The sequence below is a fragment of the Arcicella sp. GW822-FHT02H01 genome, from assembly GCF_058802005.1.
The window spans coordinates 2758506-2779923 of the sequence record NZ_JBXANT010000001.1 but is presented as its reverse complement, the minus strand read 5'-3'; the positions used below and the strand labels follow the sequence as shown (position 1 = coordinate 2779923).

The following is a 21418-nucleotide window of genomic DNA, read 5'->3' as shown; positions in this document are numbered from 1 at the left end:
GATTCACCTATGTATTAAATAGCGATTTCTAATAGCACTGGACAATGGTCAGAATGCTTTGCCTCTGGTAAAATAGCCGAACGAATCAGTCTGTCTGCCATGCTTTCGGTGGCACAATGATAATCAATACGCCAGCCCAAATTCTTGCCCCTTGCTCCTGCTCTATAGCTCCACCATGTGTAATGATGTGGCTCTTTATTAAAATGCCTGAAAGTATCTATAAAGCCATTCCCTAAAAACTTTGTTACCCAAGCCCTTTCTTCTGGCAAAAAACCTGAACTGTTTGCATTAGATTTAGGGTTATGAATATCAATGGGGTGATGACAGATATTATAATCACCAGAAATAATAAGGTTAGGAATTGACTTTTTAAGGTCGTCGGTATAACCATAAAAATCATCGAGCCATTTCATTTTAAAACCCTGACGTTCGTCGCCACTAGTACCTGAGGGCATATAAACAGACATCAATGAAAAGGTGTCGAAATCAGTACGAAGTACTCTTCCTTCTCGGTCATAATCTGGCAAGCCACAACCAAAATCAATGTTATTGGGTTTAAACTTAGTAAGGATAGCTACCCCACTATATCCTCTTTTTTCGGCTGGAAACCAATATACATGATAGCCCAAATCTTCAAAGACTAGTTTATCAATCTGGTGTTCTTCGGCTTTAATTTCTTGCAAACAAACCATGTCTGGATTACTCGCCTTGAGCCAATCGATAAACCCTTTGTTCATGGCAGCACGAATGCCATTTACATTATAAGTGATAATTTTCATACAAAAACTTCCCTTTCAAAATATTCTATAACTTGAGCTTTCAATAATTTTTCTTGTTCGATTACATTTACAAAAGGCAAAGGCTGAATCAATTTCCAATGTGGCCAACCGTCTTGATCAGTACCTTCTAATGCATAAATACCACTATAGCTAAGTACTTTGCAAATAGCAATATGCATTAAATCTTGCTTTTGTTCCTTGGTAAAGAACTGATGTCCTTTCCCTAGTTCTTGAACGCCAATCAGAAAAAGTACCGCATTTAAATCAGCAGGTTTTTTTCCGAGAGATTGTTCTAATTTATCTAATAAGATATCCCATTGCTGAGCCAGATTCTCTATTTCCATATTTTTTAATTTAGCTGTAAGATTTAATTGTGATTTAGTGAATGAGTGAGTTAGTGATTTATTTTAATTGTAGATAGATAAGTTTTAGTAAAAAAATCATCTTCATTTTCGATAAAATACTCCACACTCAAAACTCTCTACTCAGCACTCCGAAGTTCTTCCCAGTACTCAACTGCTCTACGCAAATGTGGGATAACAATAGTTCCACCGATTAAGGTAGCAACCGAGAAAATCTCTTGCATTTCCGCATCAGTCACTCCTAGTTCAAAACATTTTCCAAGGTGATATTTGATACAGTCATCACAACGCAAAACCATTGAACATGATAACCCCATCATTTCCTTTGTTTTTTCAGATAAAGCTCCTTCAGCGTAAGTATTGGTATCCAGATTGAAAATTCTTTTAATTACTTTATTATCCGAAGACAAGATTTTATCGTTCATCTTGCTTCTATACTCATTAAATTCTGCGACTAAACTCATGATTATTGTTTGATTGATGTTAAATTGTATGCAAAATACAAAGAAAAAATTGTAATCAGTTTCTAACCTTAACAACATTGCTCAAATCATGTTCAACGCATTTATAGACTTGATTTTTCCTAGAATTTGTTCGGCTTGTTTAGAACCGCTTCAACTCAATGAGGAAGTAATTTGTACAGATTGCAGATTCGATTTGCCCAAGACTAATTTACATCTTGAAAAAGATAATATATTGATGCAGAAATTTTTGGGGAAAGTTGATCTAAAACATGTTATGAGCTATTTGAAGTTTATAAAAGGAGGCAAAGTCCAACGCTTGATGCATGAGCTAAAATATAAGGGTAATCAGGAGGTAGGTGAAATGCTAGGAAGATGGTATGGAGCAGAATTAAGAGAGAATGGTTTTGCAGAAGCTTTTGATTTGATTATTCCAGTGCCATTGCATAAAAAAAGGTTAATTAGCAGGGGATATAATCAGTCAGATTGTTTTGCCAAAGGATTATCAGAAAGCCTAAATATTGAATGGCGAGATGATATTTTGGTAAGAGCTACCAACACGACCTCACAAGTAACTAAATCAAGATTAGAGCGATACCAAAATATGGACAACGTCTTTGCTGTCAAGCATCAAGCATATTTAAGAGGAAAAAAAGTAGTAGTAGTTGATGATACCTTGACAACGGGTGCAACCCTTGAATCATGCGTTTTAAGCCTGCAAGAATTCGATATAAAGGACATTTCCATACTCACCCTAGCAATGGCATAAAAAAAGGCGACAGAATCAAATTCTGCCGCCATCCTAATGGGTAAAAATATTATTTATTAGAGCCTGCTCTAATCATCGCACATCTAAAACCAATCGTTGACGTAGAAGAATCTTGATCAATAAATCTACGTGTTCCTGGTGCTAACCAATAAGCTACATCTGCCCATGAACCACCTTTGTAAACTCTTGATTTATTGTCTACTAAAGAGTTGTTGTTTTTTCTATCGTAGTTCTTAGCTACATCTAGGTAATCGTTTCTACGGATAGGGTTTAAATCGTTGAAATCTTCATAAGATAACGGACGGTATAAGTCATAAACCCATTCGTTTACGTTACCAGCCATTTGGTATAAACCAAAGTCGTTAGCTGGATAGGTATAAACTTCAGTCGTAATGATAGCACCATCGTTTGATTTACCAGCAATACCCGCATAGTCACCACGTCCACGTTTGAAGTTGGCTAACATAGAACCTTTTTTCTTGCCTTGTGAAGCACGCATATTAGGCCCATCCCAAGGATAAATTCTTTGATTAGTTTGATTCTCATCTTCATACTGCGTACCAATCATGGCTTTAGCAGCATATTCCCACTCTGCTTCAGTTGGAAGACGATAAGCAGGTAATACTTTTCCAGACTCAATCGCTAAACGCTGACCTGCTGTAAATACAGGAGTGGTTCTGCTTTCAGCACCTTTTTTACCTTTTTTCTTTTTCTGGCTTTTCATTGCGATGTCGTTGTTAACGGCAGCGGTTCTCCAAGTACAGTAATCAGAAGCTTGTACCCATGATACACCCACAACTGGATACATACGGAAGCCTGGATAACGTAAATATTGTTCTACATAAGAGTCGTTAAAAGCTAATTCATCTTTCCAAACCAATGTATCAGGCAATGCTGATTCATAGAATTCTTGAGAAGAGTCTTTCATGACCGAATTCAAATATTCAAGATAGTGAACGTTACCAATCTCTGTTTCATCCATATAAAATGACTGTACAGAAACGGTTCTTTCTAAGTTATCTCTTGAATTGACAACATCCTCTTCTAAAGCTCCCATCGTAAAACGTCCGCCTTCTACAAATACTAAGTTCGGACCCGTTGGTTGACCTTTGAAGGATTTATCAATCTGAAAACCTCCTTTTTTGTTATAAGCAATACCAGTAGCAGTACTTTTCTTGCCTATTTTTACACTCGTTGACTTCTTTGATTTACAAGAACTTGCCAATGCAAGGCTTGCTACAAGAATTGTCATTAATTTGAGAGACAACTTCATCTGTTAATTAATTTGATTGTCGTGATAAGAATAATTTTAAAACTAGTTAATATCCTGAGTTAGGAAGAATGCAATTTACAGAAAAGACTACAAATTTATGCTAAACCGTCTAAATTCTGCGGGTTTTATATTCAAAGATTATTAATTCTTATGATTACAAATGGAATATTACGAATAAAAAGCCACATATAAAGAATATTAAACTTTATTATTTAGCAATTTCTTTTAAAATCCATTTAAATTCTTCGATAGATGTAACCTTATCGAAATACAACATCAGCTTACCTTTTACTTCTTTCAACGAGCACTTTCTTGAATGTTGTTTAACATATTCAATAACCTTGCCGAAAACTGCTGATTTATAATACTTTTCATTCTCAGAGGGAACGAAATAACATTTCAAATTATTACTTTTTAATAATATTTTTTCCATTCCCAACGACTCCGCAATCCAACGAACACGGACAATTTCAATCAAGTCAGACATTTGTGGAGGAATAGGGCCAAAACGGTCGGTAATCATGGCTTCAAATTTCACCAATTCTTCCTCATCTTTCATATCATCCAGTTGGGTGTACAACGAAAGTCTTTCAGAAATACTTGATACATATTTTTCTGGAATCAATACTTGCATATCTGTTTCTATCTGACAATCAATCTTCAATTTTTCGGCTGTTTCAGCTAAATCCTTTTCAAACAAAGCCCTAAATTCCGTCTCTTTTAATTCCTGAACGGCTTCATCTAAAATCTTGTGATAGAGTTCATATCCTAAGTCATTGACAAATCCACTTTGTTCTGCGCCTAATAAATTGCCTGCCCCACGAATATCTAAATCACGCATGGCTACTTTAAAGCCATCACCCAAATCAGAAAATTCTTCTAAAGCACTTAATCTTTTACGAGCCTCAGAGGTAAGTAATGAAAGGGCGGGCGTCAGTAAATAACAGAAAGCTTTTTTGTTAGAACGTCCCACACGACCACGCATTTGGTGGAGGTCGGATAAGCCAAAATGGTTAGCGTGATTGATAAGAATCGTATTGGCATTTGGAATATCAAGACCAGCTTCGATAATGTTGGTCGAAACCAATACATCGTAATGCCCTTCGATAAAATTCATCATCGCCTTTTCCAACTTATCACCCTCCATTTGTCCATGAGCCACACCCACTTTGGCATCAGGCACCATGCGTAAAATCAGGTTGGCGATAGACTCCAACTCTCCTACTCGGTTATGCACAAAATATACTTGTCCTCCTCTTTTTAGTTCATAACTTACGGCATCACGAATGAGTGTTTCACTAAATATTTGTAATTCTGTCGTAACAGGTTGTCTGTTTGGCGGAGGCGTGGCAATGATAGACAAATCCCTAGCACCCATCAATGAAAAATGAAGGGTTCTTGGAATAGGGGTTGCCGTAAGTGTCAGGGCATCAATATTGACCCTCATTTCTTTTAAACGGTCTTTTACTTTTACACCAAACTTTTGTTCTTCATCGATAATCATCAAGCCCAAATTCTTGAAAACTACGTCTTTATTCACAATTCTGTGCGTACCTATCAAGATGTCCGTTTCGCCAGAAGCTACTCTTTTCAAAGTTTCCTTGATTTGTTTATCCGACTTAAAACGATTGATATATTCTACCCGACAAGGAAATTTCTCGAGACGGTCACGGAAGGTTCTAAAGTGTTGCATTGCCAAAACCGTAGTTGGTACCAAAATAGCCACTTGTTTTGAATCAGCCACTGCTTTGAAGGCTGCACGAATAGCCACTTCGGTTTTACCAAAGCCCACATCGCCACAAACAAGCCTATCCATAGGGTGTGGTTTTTCCATATCGGCTTTTACATCAGCCGTCGATTTCGCTTGGTCTGGGGTATCTTCATACAAGAAAGAGGATTCCAGTTCTACCTGCATAAAAGTATCTTTAGAAAAAGCAAAACCAGGCGCCATTCTACGTTTGGCATAGAGCGAAATCAATTCTTTGGCAATGTCTTTTACCTGTTTCTTTACTTTCGATTTACGATTCTCCCATTCAGGCGAACCCAATTTCGACATGATTGGTGGTCCACCTTCTTTGCCCGAATACTTCGCAATTTTATGAAGTGAATGTATCGAAACCATCAATACATCATTGTCTTTATAGATTAATCGGATGGCTTCTTGTTCCGAATCGCCTACCATTACCCTATCCAACCCAGCAAAGCGACCAATACCATAGTCGACGTGCGTAACAAAATCGCCAACTTGTAAAGAACGTAATTCTTTGAGAGTCAGAGCTTTTGATTTTGAATACTTACTTTTTTCTCTAAAACGATGGAAACGGTCAAAAATTTGGTGGTCGGTATAACAAACAATTTTAGCTTGCTGGTCGATAAAGCCTTCACGCAAAGAGATATTCATGGCCTGAAAACGAACATTTCTATCGATTTCATCAAAAATAGTTGCTAGACGTTCAAGCTGTTTAGGCGAGTCGGCCGTGATAATATTGGTATAATGAAAAGCTTGGTTTTCACGAAGATTATCAGCCAATCTTTTAAAATCCTTGTTAAAAGTTGGCTGTACTTTTACCTGATACTGGATTTTTTCGTGAGCAGATTTAAAATAAAATCTCTTCCCAAACTCAATCGTACCGAGTTCTTTAATCAGATTCAGGAAACTTCTACGGGTTTCGAATAATTGATTAGGTTCTGAAATGACCTTAATTCCGCCACTTTTAGCAATGATTTCTTGAAAATTTGCTTCTACTTTTTCAAAAGATTTTTCAATAATTTCAAGCGTCAATTCCACATCTTTGAACCAAAGACGGGTATTATCGGGTAAGAAATTAAAGAAAGGTTCACGGGTTTCTTGAATCAACCTGTTTTGTACATCAGGAATGATATTAATACGAGAAATAGACTCAACAGAAAGCTGAGACTCAGGGTCGAAGGTTCTGATACTTTCTACTTCGTCACCAAACAAATCAATTCTATAAGGCAAATCGTTGGCATAACTAAAAACATCTACGATACCGCCACGGATAGAATATTGCCCCGCTTCATAAACAAAATCCGTTTTCTCGAAATCATAACTAGCCAATACTTCCCCTAAAAAAGCCGTATCCAATTTCTCAGATACATTGATTGTGAAAGTATTTTTAGTCAGTGAACGCTTATTGATAACTTTTTCAGAGAGGGCTTCTGGGTAACTAACAATCAATACTCCTTCGGTATTATTGTTGAGTTTGTTTAATACCTCAGCACGCATCAACACGTTGGCATTATCCACCTCCTCGTATTGATAAGCCTTTTTGTAAGACATCGGAAAAGCCAGTACTCGGTCTTCGCCCACTAAATTTTGTAAATCGTTAATAAAGTAAGCAGCTTCTTCACGGTCGGAAAGCACAAAAAGGTGAGATTGCTTTTCGTTAAGTAAATGCAAAGCAGATGCCACTACGGCATCCAAACTACCAATAAAGCCCTTTATTTGAATATGAGGGTAGATTTTGGGAGCTTTAATTTGTTCGGCAATCATCTGCACAAAGCCATCTTCACGATACAGGGTAAGGAAATCTTTTACGAGCATATTCTTATCTTCAATAACAACAATAGCCACGAACCGCCCGATTGGTGAAAATCTGAGCAATTCGTGGCGAAAAATTCGGTACAAATTTAACCTTAAAATCAGCTAATTAGTTTGCTAAATGCTTTATTTTAAGATTAAGAAAATGAAATTATCGTTTTCGTTCTATTTCTTTATTCATTTCTTCGATGTCTACACTCCTATCACTGAAATCATCTAAAAGATATTTAGTGAAATGGTCAGCCATTTTCCAGAAGAAATATTCGGTCATATCTCCAAAACCATGGCGTTGAGTAGGCAACGTAAGCATCTCAAAACGCTTGTTGGCTTTTATCAAAGCATTTACCACACGAATAGTATTAGCAGGGTGCACATTATTATCAATTTCTCCGTGAATTAATAACAATTTACCTTTCAAATTCTTAGCAATCTCAGGGTTTTTTTCGATGCTATAAACAAAACTCGTATCATTTTTTTCAGAAATAATTTCCTTTACACCATGGTGTTTTTCAGACCACCAACGGTTGTAAATACTATTGTCATGGTTCCCTGCATTACTAACAGCCGCTTTAAAAAAGTCTGGATAAACTAGCATGGCAGCGGTACTCATAAAACCACCTCCACTATGTCCATGAATACCAACTTTGTTGATGTCGATAAACGAAAACCTGTCGGTTAACTGTTCAATCGCCGCTTTTTTATCCGCTAAACCATAGTCTCTTAGGTTCCCATAACCATAATTATGGTACCATTTGCTACGAGCGGGATTACCCCCACGATTACCAACAGTTATGACAATAAAACCTAATTGAGCTAAACGGTCTATCCTATCCATACCTTTACTAAAAGACTTATTAACGCTTTCTGTTTGTGGACCAGGATAAACATATTCTATGATTGGGTATTTTTTAGTGCTATCAAAATCATAAGGCTTGTACATTACTCCATAAAGGTCAGTAATACCATCATCAGCTTTTACTTTGAAAGTTTGTGGGAATTTATACCCTGCTGATAGTAAAGAAGTTAAATCAGTAGTTTCTAAATCCAAGAGTTTTTTGCCTTCAGTGTTGTATAAAACCGCTTTAGGCGTAGTGTTCACTCTTGAAAAATTATCAACAAAATAAAGCTGATTATCATTAATACTAGAAGCATGGTCAAAGTTTCCTTCATTGAGCAATTTCAAACCTGTTCCATCAAAATTTACACGATAAGTATGTAAATAATAAGGGTCTTCATTGCTTTCACGGTTGTTGGCAGTGAAGTATAAAATGCGTTTTTTCTCGTCAATACCGATGATTTCTTCCGTATGAAAAGCACCAGAAGTAATTTGATTTTTTAGTTTACCAGCTTCATCATACAAATAAAAATGTCCCCATCCGTCTCTTTCACTCCAGTGAATCAATTCCTTGCCTGCATTAATCAAACCAAGCTTACGAGTTTCCAAATAAGTATTCATTCGCTCTTGAATGATAGGCTTTACAGTGTTAGTAGTCACATCTGCTACCATCACATCAATACTCTTTAAATCTCTACTGGCACGACTCAAATAAAATTTATCTTTAGTCCCCAACCACACATTGGCACGATAATCATCATCACGTGTATTGGCCAGTGGCGTAGTATTCCAAATACTGATGGTTTGGTCTTTGAATAAATCAGCATTCAATTCTAGCTGACTTTTACTTGCTACATCGAAGAGAATGATATTTTCTATCGGACCATCTTTCTCGCCAGGCATCCAATATTTATAGGTTTCTAGGGTCGGGCGTGGGTCAGCCACACTATTGATTACCCATATATCTTTTACCTTTCTGTTATCAGTGCGAGTCATCACAAATTTCTTGCTATCAGGACTCCAAAAGATAGAAGCAGGCTTGCGTTTGTTTTTATTTTTCTCTTTGTCAACATTCGTTTCATTGTCGCCAAAAGAAAGAGATTCACGATGATAACCAAAGTTTTCTACACCATCTTTTGTCAATTGAACTTCAACGATGGTACTATCTTCTTCGTTTTTGAGGGCTTTCTCATAATTGAGTTTATCCATCAAATACAAGTTCTGTTTTTTACCAAAAATAATTGTATTGCCATCTGGAGAGATACTTGCCCAAACTGGTTTTTTCTTAGGCTTTTTGAAATCACTTAATTCTACTAATTCGGTTGTGTTAAGGTTATATTCAAAGTAAAATACCTTTTTGACTTTTGGTTTTTCTTTGACAACTTTAGTATCTTTTTTAGTGGTTGAGTCCTTCTTTTCAACCAAATCTTGTGTACTTTTTACTTCAAACTGAATCCAGTTTTCATCACGGACAAAACGCATACTATCTAGCCCCAAGTGTTGCGCATCAAAAGGGTCTTTTACAATTTTAGTGATAGCCGCCGCCAGTTTCTCATTATCAAAAATAAGTTTCTTTTCAGCCTTCAGCGGGTCGACGATATACCATTTTTTGCCTTCAGTAGTTTCATAAACATACCAAAAACGGTCTGACTTTTTTAACCAGTGTGGATCAACACTGGTAGAGAAAATCATTTTGTTTAATTTTTTAGCAGAAAACTTAGCCGCTAACGCATAGTTAGCTTTTACAGTTGAATGTTGAGCATAACTCGAAATAGACGCTACCAGCAGGAGCATCAAAATAAAGGAGAGCTTTCGCATAGTGTTTTTTAAATTGTTAAATGAAGTGTTTCCTCAAAGATAAAAATCTATGGATGAAAATCATGAAAGTTTAGCTATAATCTGTCTTACTAATAGGCTACTGACAATTATTTGTCGATAAAGAAGTTTTCAAAATTGTATTTGTTGACCAATTTGTAGTTGGATTGGCTCTGTTTACGAATATTTCAATTCATTTGGCTCAAAAAATATTAGTAAAAAAGCAAGTATCGAGGATATTTTGACGAAATAACAGATTAGTTATGGAGAATTAGGATTAATAATAGATATTTATAAAATAGTCTTAAACCTAAAGATATGGAACTCATAACTCGTTTTTGGTACCTACAAAAAAAATCCAATAATATCATTCTAGTAATTATATATGTTCCATTAAATACTATTTGTGTTTATAATTACTATAAAACAGTAATGGCAGGGATTGAGGTTAGCTTTTCACTAGAATATATGTGGTTTGGACTACTAGTCTATTTGCCCATTACTTTAATTGTGCTTTTTTTACGCCCATTTGCTTACTTACAAAAAGAAAATAGAGAAAAGAAAGACATATAATTAAATGTCAAACCTTGACCAAAATGATAGCTTTTTGAAAAATAAGAAACAAAAAATCCTCAGTAATTTATCTACTGAGGATTTTTGTATTTAATCTCTTTTACTATTCTTCTTTTCTTGCTTAGCCGCTCTTTTTTCTTTTAATGTTTTAGCAGGCTCTTTTTTTACTTCCTTTATGGCTCCTTTATCCTTTGACATAGTTTTATGTGTTTTTTAGTTAAATAAAAATTAGTTTAAAATCATTGTTAGTCTTGTGTATATGTTCTTTTATATAAAAGCAATCAGCGTAAATCAGCGAATAAAATCAGCGGCAATCAGCGAGAAATATTTTTTACCCGCAGATTTTCGGAGATAAATATCGCAGATGATAGCAGATATAAAGAATCTATCAATAAAATTTTATAGCCTAAAGTCATAAAATCAATTCTTCAAAATTTCAAATTCTACCCTTCTATTAATAGCTTGGTTTTCAGGCGTATCATTCGCTACTTTTGGTCTATTTTTACCATAACCCTTTGCCGAAATTCTTTCAGCAGGTACGCCTTGTGTCAATAAATAATTACGCACCACATCGGCACGCTCTTGTGAAAGTCTATTGTTTACTTCATCAGACCCTACATTATCCGTGTGTCCACTCACCTCTGAAATTAGCTTAGTATTCGTTTTAAAGAAATTGGCTATTCTATTCAACTCTGGATATGATTCTGGTTTTAAATTAGCTTTACCAAATTCAAAGAAAATATTATTCATTTCAACTTTAGTACCTGCTTCAATAGGTTTTACAGTCATATCCTTGCCTTCTACTTCAAGGTATTTTCCCGTAATTTTACTTAAATCAATATTCTGAGAAGTGCCAATATAGCCATCAATTTTTGTACTGATACCATAATTCTTTCCGTAAGGTAACACTACTTTGTAAATACCCGTTATAGGGTCAGGCGTAGCAATACCTAATTCTTTACCTGTGCTTAAATCTTCATAAATGATTTGAGCATTTTGTGGAATTTTACCTGTTTTACCATCAATCACTTTTCCAGAAACTAAAACAACGGCATCCGATTTCGTAGGGGTAGGCTGAACAGGTCTTCTGTCTTGTGACTTCCTCGTTGGATTTCCGCCAATCGGTGTGCTTTCACTTGGTTTTGGTTCAGTAGGTACAGGCTTATTGACCTCTAATTTTAGTCTGAAAATATCTTTTTTACCTAACGAATTATTACCCGAAACAAAATATGCATAATCGCCAGCAGCAGAAATCGTGTAATAAGCATCGTATTGGTCTGTATTAATTGGCTCGCCGATATTGATAGCTTCTGTCCAATGAATCCAACTATCGTCTTTTCTTTGAGCTACCCAGATATCATTACTACCCTTTCCTCCTGTTCTATTGCTCGAAAAATAAAGTGTTTTACCATCAGGAGCTAAAAAAGGTGTAGTTTCAGTAAAATCAGTATTGATTTCATTTCCCAAATTCATTACTTCCGACCACGTACCATCGTTTTCTAGAAAAGAAGCGTAGATATCATCCTCATCAGAGTTTTTCTTTTCTGAAAAAGCCATCAATAGTACCTTTCCATCATTTGAAAGAAAACCATACTCATTTTTACCTTTACTAAGGCGTTCATATTTAGGAATAATTACCTTTTTAGGTATATCCCAACCATTAGCAGATTTCTTAGCAATAGAAAAACCCCGAGTTTCGTATTGACCATTCACATAAGCACCCTTTAGTAAAATAGTTTGTCCGTCGGGCGAGATACTCAGAATAGAATTATATTGATCACGGTTTAAGCTTTCAGGCATTCTTCTGGCAGTTGACCATGCCCCCATTACATTTTCAGCAAACCAAATATCTTGTGAGCCCGAAATTTGGTCTGTCCCTGCTACACCATATTTGTTTTGAGGATGGCTTTTCCTACCGAAATACAAAATCCTGCCATCTGGAGCAATCACAGGATTTAATTCAGAATATTCAGAATTAACAGCACTTCCCAAGCTTTCAGGCTTATTTTGAGCCTTAGATTTGGGCATACATTGCAAAACAATAAGGGTAAAAATAAGAAATGTAATATTTTTCATAGCTTGTGTGGCACAATCTTCATTTACTTTTTGAACGAAAAATAGCCCAAAACATTGTTTTAGGCACGTTCTATCCGTTTGCCAATGATTTCGCCTTCCGTAGCATCATTACGCATTTTTTCCAATAAAGATTCAATATTATCATCGATAATCAAGAAGTTAAGATTAACGGCTCTCACAAATCCTTCTGAAACCATCTTATTCATCATCATAATCAAATCGTCATAAAAGCCATTCGTATTGAGCAAGCCCACAGGCATACGATGAAGCCCAATTTGTCGCCAAGTAAGAATTTCAAATAATTCATCTAAAGTACCCCAACCTCCGGGTAAAGCTACAACGCCATTTGCTCTTTCAGCCATCAATTGTTTACGAACATGCATTGATTCTACAACGATACACTCTGTTAAACCTGTATGTTGTACTTCCCAAACTTCCATAAAAGAAGGAATAATACCAATTACTTCTCCACCATTTTCAAGGACAGCATCAGCTACTGTACCCATTAAGCCAGCTTTGCCTCCTCCATAAATCATTCGTAAATCTTGTTTAGCAAGAACCTCTCCTACTTGTTGAGCAGTTTTATTATAAATTTCGTTGGTGCCATACGAAGAACCACAATAAATTAAAATGTTTTTCATGTGAATTATCTAGCTAAAAAACAAAAAGCTCCTAGCAATTGAATAAGTTAAATTATAAACTTCAGATTTGTTCAAAGATAAAAAAACTGTGAGAATAACCGCAATTATACAACGATTAAAAAACGCTGATGAAGACTCAGAATGTACCAATAAATAGAGGTAGAGGTTATTATGAAATAAAATAACTTAGAGAAAACTAAAACGATAGCAAAATAGTAGAATCTTGATTACTTTTGATGCATAAAAATCTGTAGACTACTAAGAAAACAAAATATCAATAGAACCGCCCAAATTCATTGATAAAACAGGAAATGCCTTGTCAGTTCCTGCATTAAAATTTACTTTATTAAGCAACCGCCTTTTTCATTAAAATCCCTTTATCGAAATATTGCTTTTATTAAAAAAGAATAGAGCGAAGCTATGCCGTTGTTGGCAATAGTTTAAGATATGCATTTGAGGTTTTTGCCGATAACATTCTTCTGGAAGCTAGGAGAATATGAAGAGGTTAAAACTAATGATACTTGGGGGAGACATTATCTATCAATAATACACCAAACCTTTAATCAATAACGGCCTTTTTAATTATATAAAGATGAAAAACAGAGAATCAAACATTGAACTATTGCGGATAGTTTTGATGATTATGATTATTACTCACCATATTATTGTTCATGGTTTTGGCCTTGAAAATATGGTAAATGATTTCTTTCACCATGATAAAAACAAACTCTATTGTGGACTATTTATCAATAGTTTTGTCATTGTAGGGGTAAATACATTTGTATTTATATCGGGATATTATGGGATGAAATTTAAGCTAAAAGTGCTAGTTTCTATCTTATTTCAAGCACTTTTCTATTCATTATTTATTTCTCTATTATTTGCCGTATTTAATCACTCAACGTTCGATTGGAAAGACTTAGTGAGGTCTATCTTCCCGATTTCTGGTAATGTTTGGTGGTATTTAGGCGTATATTTAGCTTTATACTTTATTTCACCTTTTCTCAACAAAGGTGTTGATGGCATCGAAAATAAACAACTTATGTTTTTATTAGTGGGCTTATTATACCTTGACTGTTTCGCGGGCTTTATATTCAAAACAATATCGGGTGATGGATTTACAGTGTTTCATTTTATCACTATTTACATCCTTGCAAGGTTTCTGAAAAAGATAAACATCATCATCAAAAAACCCATTCGCTTTTTTCTAGTCTCGGCACTTGTGCTTTTTTGTTGTACACTAATTTTTGTAGATATTCATAAGTTCGCTTTTGTTTGGCGACTATTCTCGTATAACAACCCATTATTGATATTTGCAGCGATAATGCTTTTCTTTACCTTTAAAAATATTAAAGTCCAAAGTAATTTTATCAACCTGATTTCAAGCGCAGTTTTTGGAATTTACCTGATACATGAACACCCACTGATTAGAAAAGAGATAGCACATTTCATTAGTCAGGTCAGAGGAAAAGAATCCCTTTCTCTTTTGATGCTATATATCGTTTGTACAATCGTTATTATTTTTACGATAGGGTCAATCATAGAATTGTCAAGAAAATCTATTTTTACTAAAATGGAAGATAAGTTCAGCTTAATGTGGCAAAAAAACAGCATCATTATGGATATAAAAAAGCAATGCTATGCATTTATCAATCGCTCAAAAATAACAAAACCAACCACTTGACGACAAAATGCTTTAATAACACTACAATAAATCTTTCAAAGCCTTTTTAACATCTGTAAACTTGTATTGAAAATTGGTTTCTGAAGATACTCTTTGATTGAGCACATAATTTCCGCCTAATACCACATCTGCCAATTCGCCAAAAACTAATTTCAAAGCCCATGCAGGAACATTGGGCATAAAAAATGGTCTTTTTAGTATTTCAGCAGAGGTTTTCGTTAATTCAACATTAGTAACAGGATTAGGAGCAACGGCATTATAGGCACCATTCATGGTGTCATCTAAAAGCGATTTTATATAAAGCTCGCATAAATCATCAATATGAATCCAAGATTGATATTGTTTACCAGTTCCCAAGGCTGCTCCCACCCCAAAACGTACAGGCACCAGAATTTTTGATAAAACTCCTCCTTCAGTACTCAAAACAATTCCTGTTCTAAGTTTTACCGTTTTGATACCTAGTTTTGCTACATTATCGGCCATCGCTTCCCATAGAATACAGCATTCAGCTACAAAATCTTTACCTACAGGTGTTTCTTCTGTAATGTGTTTTGTCCCTGTATCAGCTCCATAAAAACCAATACCCGAGGAGGAAGTAAAAGCTTTGATTTTATGTGGAATATTTTTCAAATGAGTGATAATCAATCCTAAAGAGTCTATTCTGCTATCAATGATTTCCTTTTTTCGCGCCTCTGTCCATCTACTATCTGCTATGCCAGCACCCGCTAAGTGAATTAGATAATCGGCTTCCAACAAAGCCTTTGTGTCTAATATGCCTTTATTAATATCCCAATGATAGATTTTTATCTTGCCTGTTTCATCTGTTGGCTTTCGACTAAGATGAGAAACCGAGAAACCTTTAGATAATAATAGTTGGCTAAGACGTGTGCCAACTAGACCCGAACCACCTGTGATGAGTACATTCATAATTTTTATCAAGATTTGAGAAAATAGGAAAAAAAGCCTTTGTTAATCATAACATAAAAAGCTTCAATAGGTTATCAAGAAGAACAATTTTTTAAACAATATACCAAAAATTATCTATCTTCGATTTTGCAAGTATTGATTATTTGAATGAATATATCGAATTTAACGCTTAGGAAAAGACTTATTGACAAACCATAAACAATGAATGAACATATAAAAAAACTACTTCCGATGATTGATGTCTTCGGCTTTTTTGAACGAGATCCCTTTGGCAATTCAATGTTTTTAAAACGCATTATTATGATTGTATTGGGATGGGTAACTTACTCTCGTATCAGGGGTATCAATAAAACCAGCATCAGCGGAACAGAATATTTGGAGGGACTTCCAACAGAAGGTGTGCTTTTTTTATCGAATCATCAAACCTATTTTATGGATGTAATTTGCCTCTATCATATTTTCTTTAGTGTAAAATGGGGGTTCAGAAATTCAGTCAATTTTCCTGTTTATTTATTAGCACCACGGTCGAAAGTATTTTATGTAGCAGCTTCTGAAACGATGAAAGATGGTGGCTTGATACCAAGGGTTTTTTCGCAGGCAGGTGCTATTTTGGTAAATCGTTCTTGGAGGGAAAAGGGCAAGGATGTTAAAAAAGAAGTAGATACTTCGGCAGAAGATAAAGTAGGCAAAGGTTTATCGTATGGTTGGGTGGTAAGTTTTCCACAAGGCACAACTACACCTTATGCTCCACTAAGGAAAGGGACGGCGCATTTAATAAAAACACATAATCCAATAGTTGTGCCTGTTGTAATTAATGGCTTTCGTAGAGCGTTTGATAAAAAAGGGTTACGGTTTAAAAAAAGCAATACTACGCTATCTGTTACCTTTAAAGAGCCTATACGTTTTGATGCAGAAATGCCTGTAGAAGAAATGATGGATATTTTAAGAGATAAAATAGAACAGAAAATTCCTGTGGATAAATTAGTTTGGCGTAGAGAAGAACCCCAAGCATAGAAGTATGTTAAATAAAACACGAGGCATCGTAATAAATTATATTCGTTACCGAGAGACTTCTGTAATCGTGAATATTTTTACAGAAGAATTTGGGATACAAACGTATATTGAAAATGGTGTTAGAAGTGCCAAATCCAAAAACAAGATAGCACTTTTTCAGCCCCTCACGTTATTAGATTTGGTGATTTATCAGAAAGGAAAAAACACAGCAGCCAATAAACAAATCCATCGGATTGCAGAAATTAAATGTAGCACTCCTTTTCATAGCCTACCTTATGATATTTATAAATCATCAATAGCGCTTTTTATTACCGAAATTCTTGGAAAATCATTAAAAGAGGAAACAGGGAATCATTTTTTGTTTGAATTTCTCCATAATTCTATCTTATGGCTAGATGAAGTAGAAGAACATTTTGAGAATTTTCATTTACAATTTTTACTGCAATTGGGTACGTATTTGGGTTTTTCACCTGAGAATGCGCATGAAATATCCAATGAATTAAGGATTCATAATTTGCCTGTCCTTAATCAAACACTCGAAAATCAATTAGATGTTTTATTGAATACACCCTATCACCAATCTCCTAAAATCGACCGCCATTCACGTAATCAATTATTAGAATCCATTATCTTATTTTACAGACTTCATGTGGATACTTTGGGAGAAATAAAGTCTTTAACGGTTTTGAAGGAAGTGATGAGGTAGGAATGTGATGATTTATCAGTTAATAAATGGATTAATCACTGTCAGATTTTCAATCCAGCTAAAATCATTAACATTTCTAGTATAAAGCTCACAATTGTACAGTAAAGCTGTAGAGGCTATGATACTGTCACCAACAGACATTTTCTTTTTTTGTCGTAAATCTATGGCTAAATCCACTACACTTTTATCAATAGGAATTATGCTCAATAGTGTGAATAGACTCTCAAAATAATTTTTGTCAAGGATATTAATTTGATGATAACCCAAGACTTCTAACCTTGAAATTTCAGAAATATAACTTTCTGATTGATTAATAATAGGTCTCAAAAATTGAAAATCTATCTGAGAGGAGTAGATAATAATATTACTATCGAAAATTTTCATAGGTGTTAGTTAATCTCTAAATGGCATTTTTCTATCTTGGCGACTTAATTCAAAACTTTCCATAAAGCTTTCAAAATGCTCAATAGTTTTACCTCCCTTTTCAACAACACTCTGATGATGAGCAATTTCTGTTTCACTTAATTCGTCAGCATGGTTAGAAACGATGACTCCAAGCCTCCTTAATAAGGGAAGAAGTAATTCCACATCTTTATCATTAGGAATATCTAAAACTATCCTTGTCATATTGTTGATTTTTAATCAAATATAATGATTTTACTCGCTAAATCTTCCGCTTCAATTCAAAATGTTTACCCAAGTATAAACGTCTTACTTGCTCGTCATCTGCAAGCTCTTGTGGAGTACCTGCCTTTAAAATCTTGCCTTCAAAAAGTAAATACGCACGATCGGTGATAGAGAGGGTTTCATCCACGTTATGGTCGGTAATCAAAATACCAATATTTCTGAACTTTAATTTCGCTACAATCCCTTGAATTTCTTCTACCGCAATAGGGTCAACCCCAGCGAATGGTTCGTCTAGCAAAATGAATTTCGGGTCAACTGCCAAAGCACGCGCAATTTCTGTACGACGACGCTCACCACCCGAAAGTACTTGCCCCAAATTTTTACGAACATGTGTTAAAGAAAACTCCTCTAAAAGCTGTTCTGTTTTTTCACGTTGCTCTTGTTTAGAAAGTTTAGTCATTTCCAGTACGGCCAAAATGTTTTCTTCCACCGAAAGTGTTCTAAATACCGAAGCTTCCTGTGCTAAATAGCCAATACCTAACCTTGCACGTTTGTACATCGGAAGATTGGTTACTTCTAAATCGTCTAGAAACACTTTACCTGAATTTGGCTTTACCAAGCCCGTAGCCATGTAAAAAGAGGTAGTTTTGCCTGCACCATTAGGACCTAGCAGTCCCACGATTTCACCTTGAGCTACTTGGTAACTAACATTATCATTTACGACACGCTGTCCGTACTTTTTAACTAAATTTTCTGTTCTTAAAATCATGATTTGAATCAGAAGGATAATCCTCCTATTAATTTTAATATTTTAGGCTAGCACATAAACAATCTAATCTCTATTTACCAATCACTAAATCTAAACCTTAATATCTTTCAACATCAACTGAAAAGACTTTCTGCCTTGCCATTCGTTGATTTCGATGGTATAACAAATCGAAAACGGCTTGCCTTCGTGTAAACGATTGAAATAATCTTCTACCATCCCGAAGCCTACGCAAGTATAAGCGGGGGAGCCTTCTTGAAAAACATTTATTTTCAAATGTTTTTCTTTCATTTTAATGGGCTGTCCATGCAAGTAAACATTTTCTGAAACAAAAACGGGTGTCATATTTTGTGGACCAAAAGGCGACATCTGACACATGATTCTGTGAAATTTATCTGAAATTTCTATCAAAGGCAATTTCAAATCAATATCAATCATGGGTGAAAGTTGTTCAGGGAGTATTTTTCGATTGACAACTTCTTCAAATTTACGCTTAAAATTTTCTATCTCAGAGATTTCCAACGTTAAACCTGCCGCAAAAGTATGTCCTCCAAATTGGATTAAATGCTCTGCACATTCTTCGATAGCATCATACACATCAAAGCCCGGTACAGAACGAGCCGAACCCGCAGCATGACCATGAGATTCTGTAAGAATAATAGTAGGACGATGATATTTTTCAATACACCTGCTTGCTACAATTCCGATAACGCCTTTGTGCCAATCGTTTTTGAATAATACGGTACTTTTAGCACTTTTCAACACAACGTTGTCTTCAATAATAGCCAAAGCTTCGGCGGTGATATCGGTATCAAAACCTTTTCTATCTGTATTATGCTTGGCAATGATATTGGCAAAATTGGTGGCTTCTTCTTCGTTGTCAGTCAATAATAGATTTACAGCATCATAAGCGTGCTTTATTCTTCCTGCGGCATTAATTCTTGGACCTAGTCCAAAAACCACTTTGGTAATGTCCATTTTTCCTGCCAAACTTGCCGATTGCATCAATGCCTTTAAACCCGTTCTAGGATTTGAATTCAATTGTTGCAAACCGTAATAAGCCATAATTCTATTTTCGCCTGTAATAGGTACAATATCACAAGCAATAGAAGTAACCACAAGGTCTAGATAAGGCAATAGCAATGTCTCTGAAATATCCTGCGTCTTACAATAAGCCTGTAATAACTTAAAACCAACGCCACAGCCTGTTAATTCTTTGTAAGGGTATAAACAATCAGCTCTTTTAGGGTCGAGAATCGCCACTGCTGGAGGTAAATCATTATCATCTGGACGGTGGTGGTCGCAAACGATAAAATCAACGCCATGCTCTTTTGCCCAAGTAATTTTCTCTTTTGATTTAATCCCACAGTCTAAACTAATAATCAAACCAAAGCCTTCGTTAGCAGCTTTTTCAACACCTGCCTGCGAAACACCGTAGCCTTCAGCATAGCGGTCGGGGATATAAAATTCTAAAGGACAGTCAGACGCATTTTGATAAACGTGGTTTTTCAAGAAACCGTAAAAAGTAGCCACTGAAGTAGTGCCATCTACATCGTAATCACCATAAATCATTATTTTTTCGCCCGATTCAATCGCTTTTGTCAGACGCTTAACAGCAACATCCATATCCTTCATCAAAAATGGGTCGTGCAAATTAGAAAGGTCTGGTCGGAAAAATGCCTTAGCTTCATCAAAGGTATTAATTCCTCGCTGAGCCAAGAGCGTAGCAATTTCTGTTGAAACATTAATTGCCTCAGCTACTTGTTTGATTTTATCGGTGGGTGGAATGGGTTTATAAATCCAACGTTTTTCTGTCATGACGCAAAAATACAAAGACCTGCAAGGTTTCGGAAGCCTTGCAGGTCTAATCTATGTAATTTAAGAAAAATTAAGCCTAAAGAACGATTTTATACGCCTTCTGCTACTACTTCTTTTACTTCTGGAACCATACGGGTTAATAAATTTTCAATGCCTTGCTTCAAAGTCATCGTTGATGACGGGCAACCAGAGCATGAGCCTTGTAATAATACTTTAACAGTTCCTTCATTGAAAGAGTGAAAATTGATAGCACCGCCATCAGACTCTACCGCAGGGCGAACATATTGGTCTAACACAGCTTTGATTTTAACTACTGTTTCTGAATCTCCCTCTCCTCCTATCACGTCGTTAGCAGCAATCGTCGACTTTGTGAAAACTTCTTTTTTCTCTTCAAAGAATCCCTTCAAAAATTGTTTCAAGCTGAATAATTCATCTTCCCATTTTGTCTCATCGTCTTTGGTAACTGTAATAAAATTAGATGAAATGAATACTCGTTTTACAAAATCAAAGCCAAATAAAGCTACAGCCAACGGTGATTCTTTGCCTTCTGCTATTGCATCTGCTGGCGTTGCGTAGTCGAACGATAAGCCTTCAGGAGCCACAATAAAGTTTAAAACAAACTTCATTGAGTTTGGATTTGGTGTTGATTCTGTATAGATTAATATCTGTTGTTTTAACATGAGTTCTATTTAATTTGTATTTAGATTGGGGTCTAATATATCAATACGAT

Annotated in this window: 19 protein-coding genes; 5 read left to right on the top strand and 14 right to left on the bottom strand. The window is 35.5% G+C overall.

The annotated features are described in order from the left end of the window. Positions 1-14 precede the first annotated feature (14 nt). The 3 genes from AC1RNE_RS11865 to AC1RNE_RS11855 form a co-directional block, all read right to left on the bottom strand. Positions 15-779 carry an exodeoxyribonuclease III gene (locus AC1RNE_RS11865; RefSeq protein WP_492801170.1) on the bottom strand — a complete coding sequence of 255 codons (765 nt, stop codon included), beginning with the start codon at positions 777-779 and terminating at the stop codon, positions 15-17. Continuing rightward, positions 776-1123, bottom strand: a complete 348-nt coding sequence (locus AC1RNE_RS11860) for a hypothetical protein (RefSeq protein WP_492801169.1) — start codon at positions 1121-1123, stop codon at positions 776-778. Before AC1RNE_RS11860 ends, AC1RNE_RS11865 begins: the two co-directional genes overlap by 4 nt. Before the next feature lie 137 nt (positions 1124-1260). Then, the gene (locus AC1RNE_RS11855) at positions 1261-1605 is read right to left on the bottom strand and encodes a carboxymuconolactone decarboxylase family protein (protein WP_309923592.1); all 345 of its coding nucleotides are present in this window, start codon (positions 1603-1605) and stop codon (positions 1261-1263) included. Positions 1606-1693: 88 nt separating this feature from the next. On the opposite strand from AC1RNE_RS11855, the gene AC1RNE_RS11850 reads away from it, so the two are divergent. Next, a complete protein-coding gene (locus AC1RNE_RS11850; protein WP_492801168.1) occupies positions 1694-2371 on the top strand; it encodes a ComF family protein in 678 nt (225 codons plus the stop codon). Between the two features lie 49 nt (positions 2372-2420). Here AC1RNE_RS11850 and gldJ read toward each other — a convergent pair whose 3' ends face one another. From gldJ to AC1RNE_RS11835, 3 genes are all read right to left on the bottom strand, one after another. Continuing rightward, positions 2421-3644: a gliding motility lipoprotein GldJ gene (gene gldJ, locus AC1RNE_RS11845; RefSeq protein ID WP_492801167.1), complete on the bottom strand. Its 1224-nt coding sequence runs from the start codon at positions 3642-3644 to the stop codon at positions 2421-2423. Positions 3645-3852: 208 nt separating this feature from the next. Next, positions 3853-7209: a transcription-repair coupling factor gene (mfd, locus tag AC1RNE_RS11840; RefSeq protein WP_492803634.1), complete on the bottom strand. Its 3357-nt coding sequence runs from the start codon at positions 7207-7209 to the stop codon at positions 3853-3855. 148 nt (positions 7210-7357) lie between these two features. Beyond that, positions 7358-9859, bottom strand: a complete 2502-nt coding sequence (locus tag AC1RNE_RS11835) for a S9 family peptidase (RefSeq protein ID WP_492801166.1) — start codon at positions 9857-9859, stop codon at positions 7358-7360. A gap of 315 nt (positions 9860-10174) precedes the next feature. On the opposite strand from AC1RNE_RS11835, the gene AC1RNE_RS11830 reads away from it, so the two are divergent. Next, on the top strand, positions 10175-10429 hold the full coding sequence (locus AC1RNE_RS11830) for a hypothetical protein (RefSeq protein ID WP_492801165.1): 255 nt from the start codon (positions 10175-10177) through the stop codon (positions 10427-10429). A gap of 420 nt (positions 10430-10849) precedes the next feature. Here AC1RNE_RS11830 and AC1RNE_RS11825 read toward each other — a convergent pair whose 3' ends face one another. Together AC1RNE_RS11825 and AC1RNE_RS11820 are read right to left on the bottom strand one after the other, a co-directional pair. Continuing rightward, positions 10850-12505 (bottom strand): OmpA family protein, encoded by a 1656-nt coding sequence (locus tag AC1RNE_RS11825; protein WP_492801164.1) that lies wholly within the window; start codon positions 12503-12505, stop codon positions 10850-10852. Between the two features lie 59 nt (positions 12506-12564). Further along, positions 12565-13146, bottom strand: coding sequence for an LOG family protein (locus AC1RNE_RS11820; protein ID WP_492801163.1), 582 nt, complete (start codon positions 13144-13146; stop codon positions 12565-12567). A 592-nt stretch (positions 13147-13738) separates the two neighbouring features. Here AC1RNE_RS11820 and AC1RNE_RS11815 point away from each other — a divergent pair. Further along, positions 13739-14830 (top strand): acyltransferase family protein, encoded by a 1092-nt coding sequence (locus AC1RNE_RS11815; protein ID WP_492801162.1) that lies wholly within the window; start codon positions 13739-13741, stop codon positions 14828-14830. A gap of 21 nt (positions 14831-14851) precedes the next feature. On the opposite strand, the gene AC1RNE_RS11810 is transcribed toward AC1RNE_RS11815, so the two are convergent. Further along, on the bottom strand, positions 14852-15757 hold the full coding sequence (locus tag AC1RNE_RS11810; protein WP_492801161.1) for a TIGR01777 family oxidoreductase: 906 nt from the start codon (positions 15755-15757) through the stop codon (positions 14852-14854). Between the two features lie 201 nt (positions 15758-15958). Between AC1RNE_RS11810 and AC1RNE_RS11805 the strand changes: the two genes are divergently transcribed. Beyond that, positions 15959-16771 (top strand): lysophospholipid acyltransferase family protein, encoded by an 813-nt coding sequence (locus AC1RNE_RS11805; RefSeq protein WP_492801160.1) that lies wholly within the window; start codon positions 15959-15961, stop codon positions 16769-16771. 4 nt (positions 16772-16775) lie between these two features. Further along, positions 16776-17477: a DNA repair protein RecO gene (gene recO, locus AC1RNE_RS11800; protein WP_492801159.1), complete on the top strand. Its 702-nt coding sequence runs from the start codon at positions 16776-16778 to the stop codon at positions 17475-17477. 15 nt (positions 17478-17492) lie between these two features. Here the strand turns inward: recO and AC1RNE_RS11795 are convergent, their stop codons facing one another. From AC1RNE_RS11795 to AC1RNE_RS11775, 5 genes are all read right to left on the bottom strand, one after another. Further along, positions 17493-17861 carry a type II toxin-antitoxin system VapC family toxin gene (locus AC1RNE_RS11795; protein ID WP_492801158.1) on the bottom strand — a complete coding sequence of 123 codons (369 nt, stop codon included), beginning with the start codon at positions 17859-17861 and terminating at the stop codon, positions 17493-17495. 9 nt (positions 17862-17870) lie between these two features. Then, entirely contained in the window at positions 17871-18104 is a 234-nt protein-coding gene (locus tag AC1RNE_RS11790) for a hypothetical protein (protein ID WP_492801157.1), read from the bottom strand. Between the two features lie 37 nt (positions 18105-18141). Beyond that, complete coding sequence (lptB, locus tag AC1RNE_RS11785) at positions 18142-18873, bottom strand: LPS export ABC transporter ATP-binding protein (RefSeq protein ID WP_323249801.1); 732 nt, start codon at positions 18871-18873, stop codon at positions 18142-18144. Between the two features lie 90 nt (positions 18874-18963). After that, the gene (recJ, locus tag AC1RNE_RS11780) at positions 18964-20688 is read right to left on the bottom strand and encodes a single-stranded-DNA-specific exonuclease RecJ (protein ID WP_492801156.1); all 1725 of its coding nucleotides are present in this window, start codon (positions 20686-20688) and stop codon (positions 18964-18966) included. A gap of 89 nt (positions 20689-20777) precedes the next feature. After that, entirely contained in the window at positions 20778-21368 is a 591-nt protein-coding gene (locus AC1RNE_RS11775) for a NifU family protein (protein WP_492801155.1), read from the bottom strand. Positions 21369-21418 lie beyond the last annotated feature (50 nt).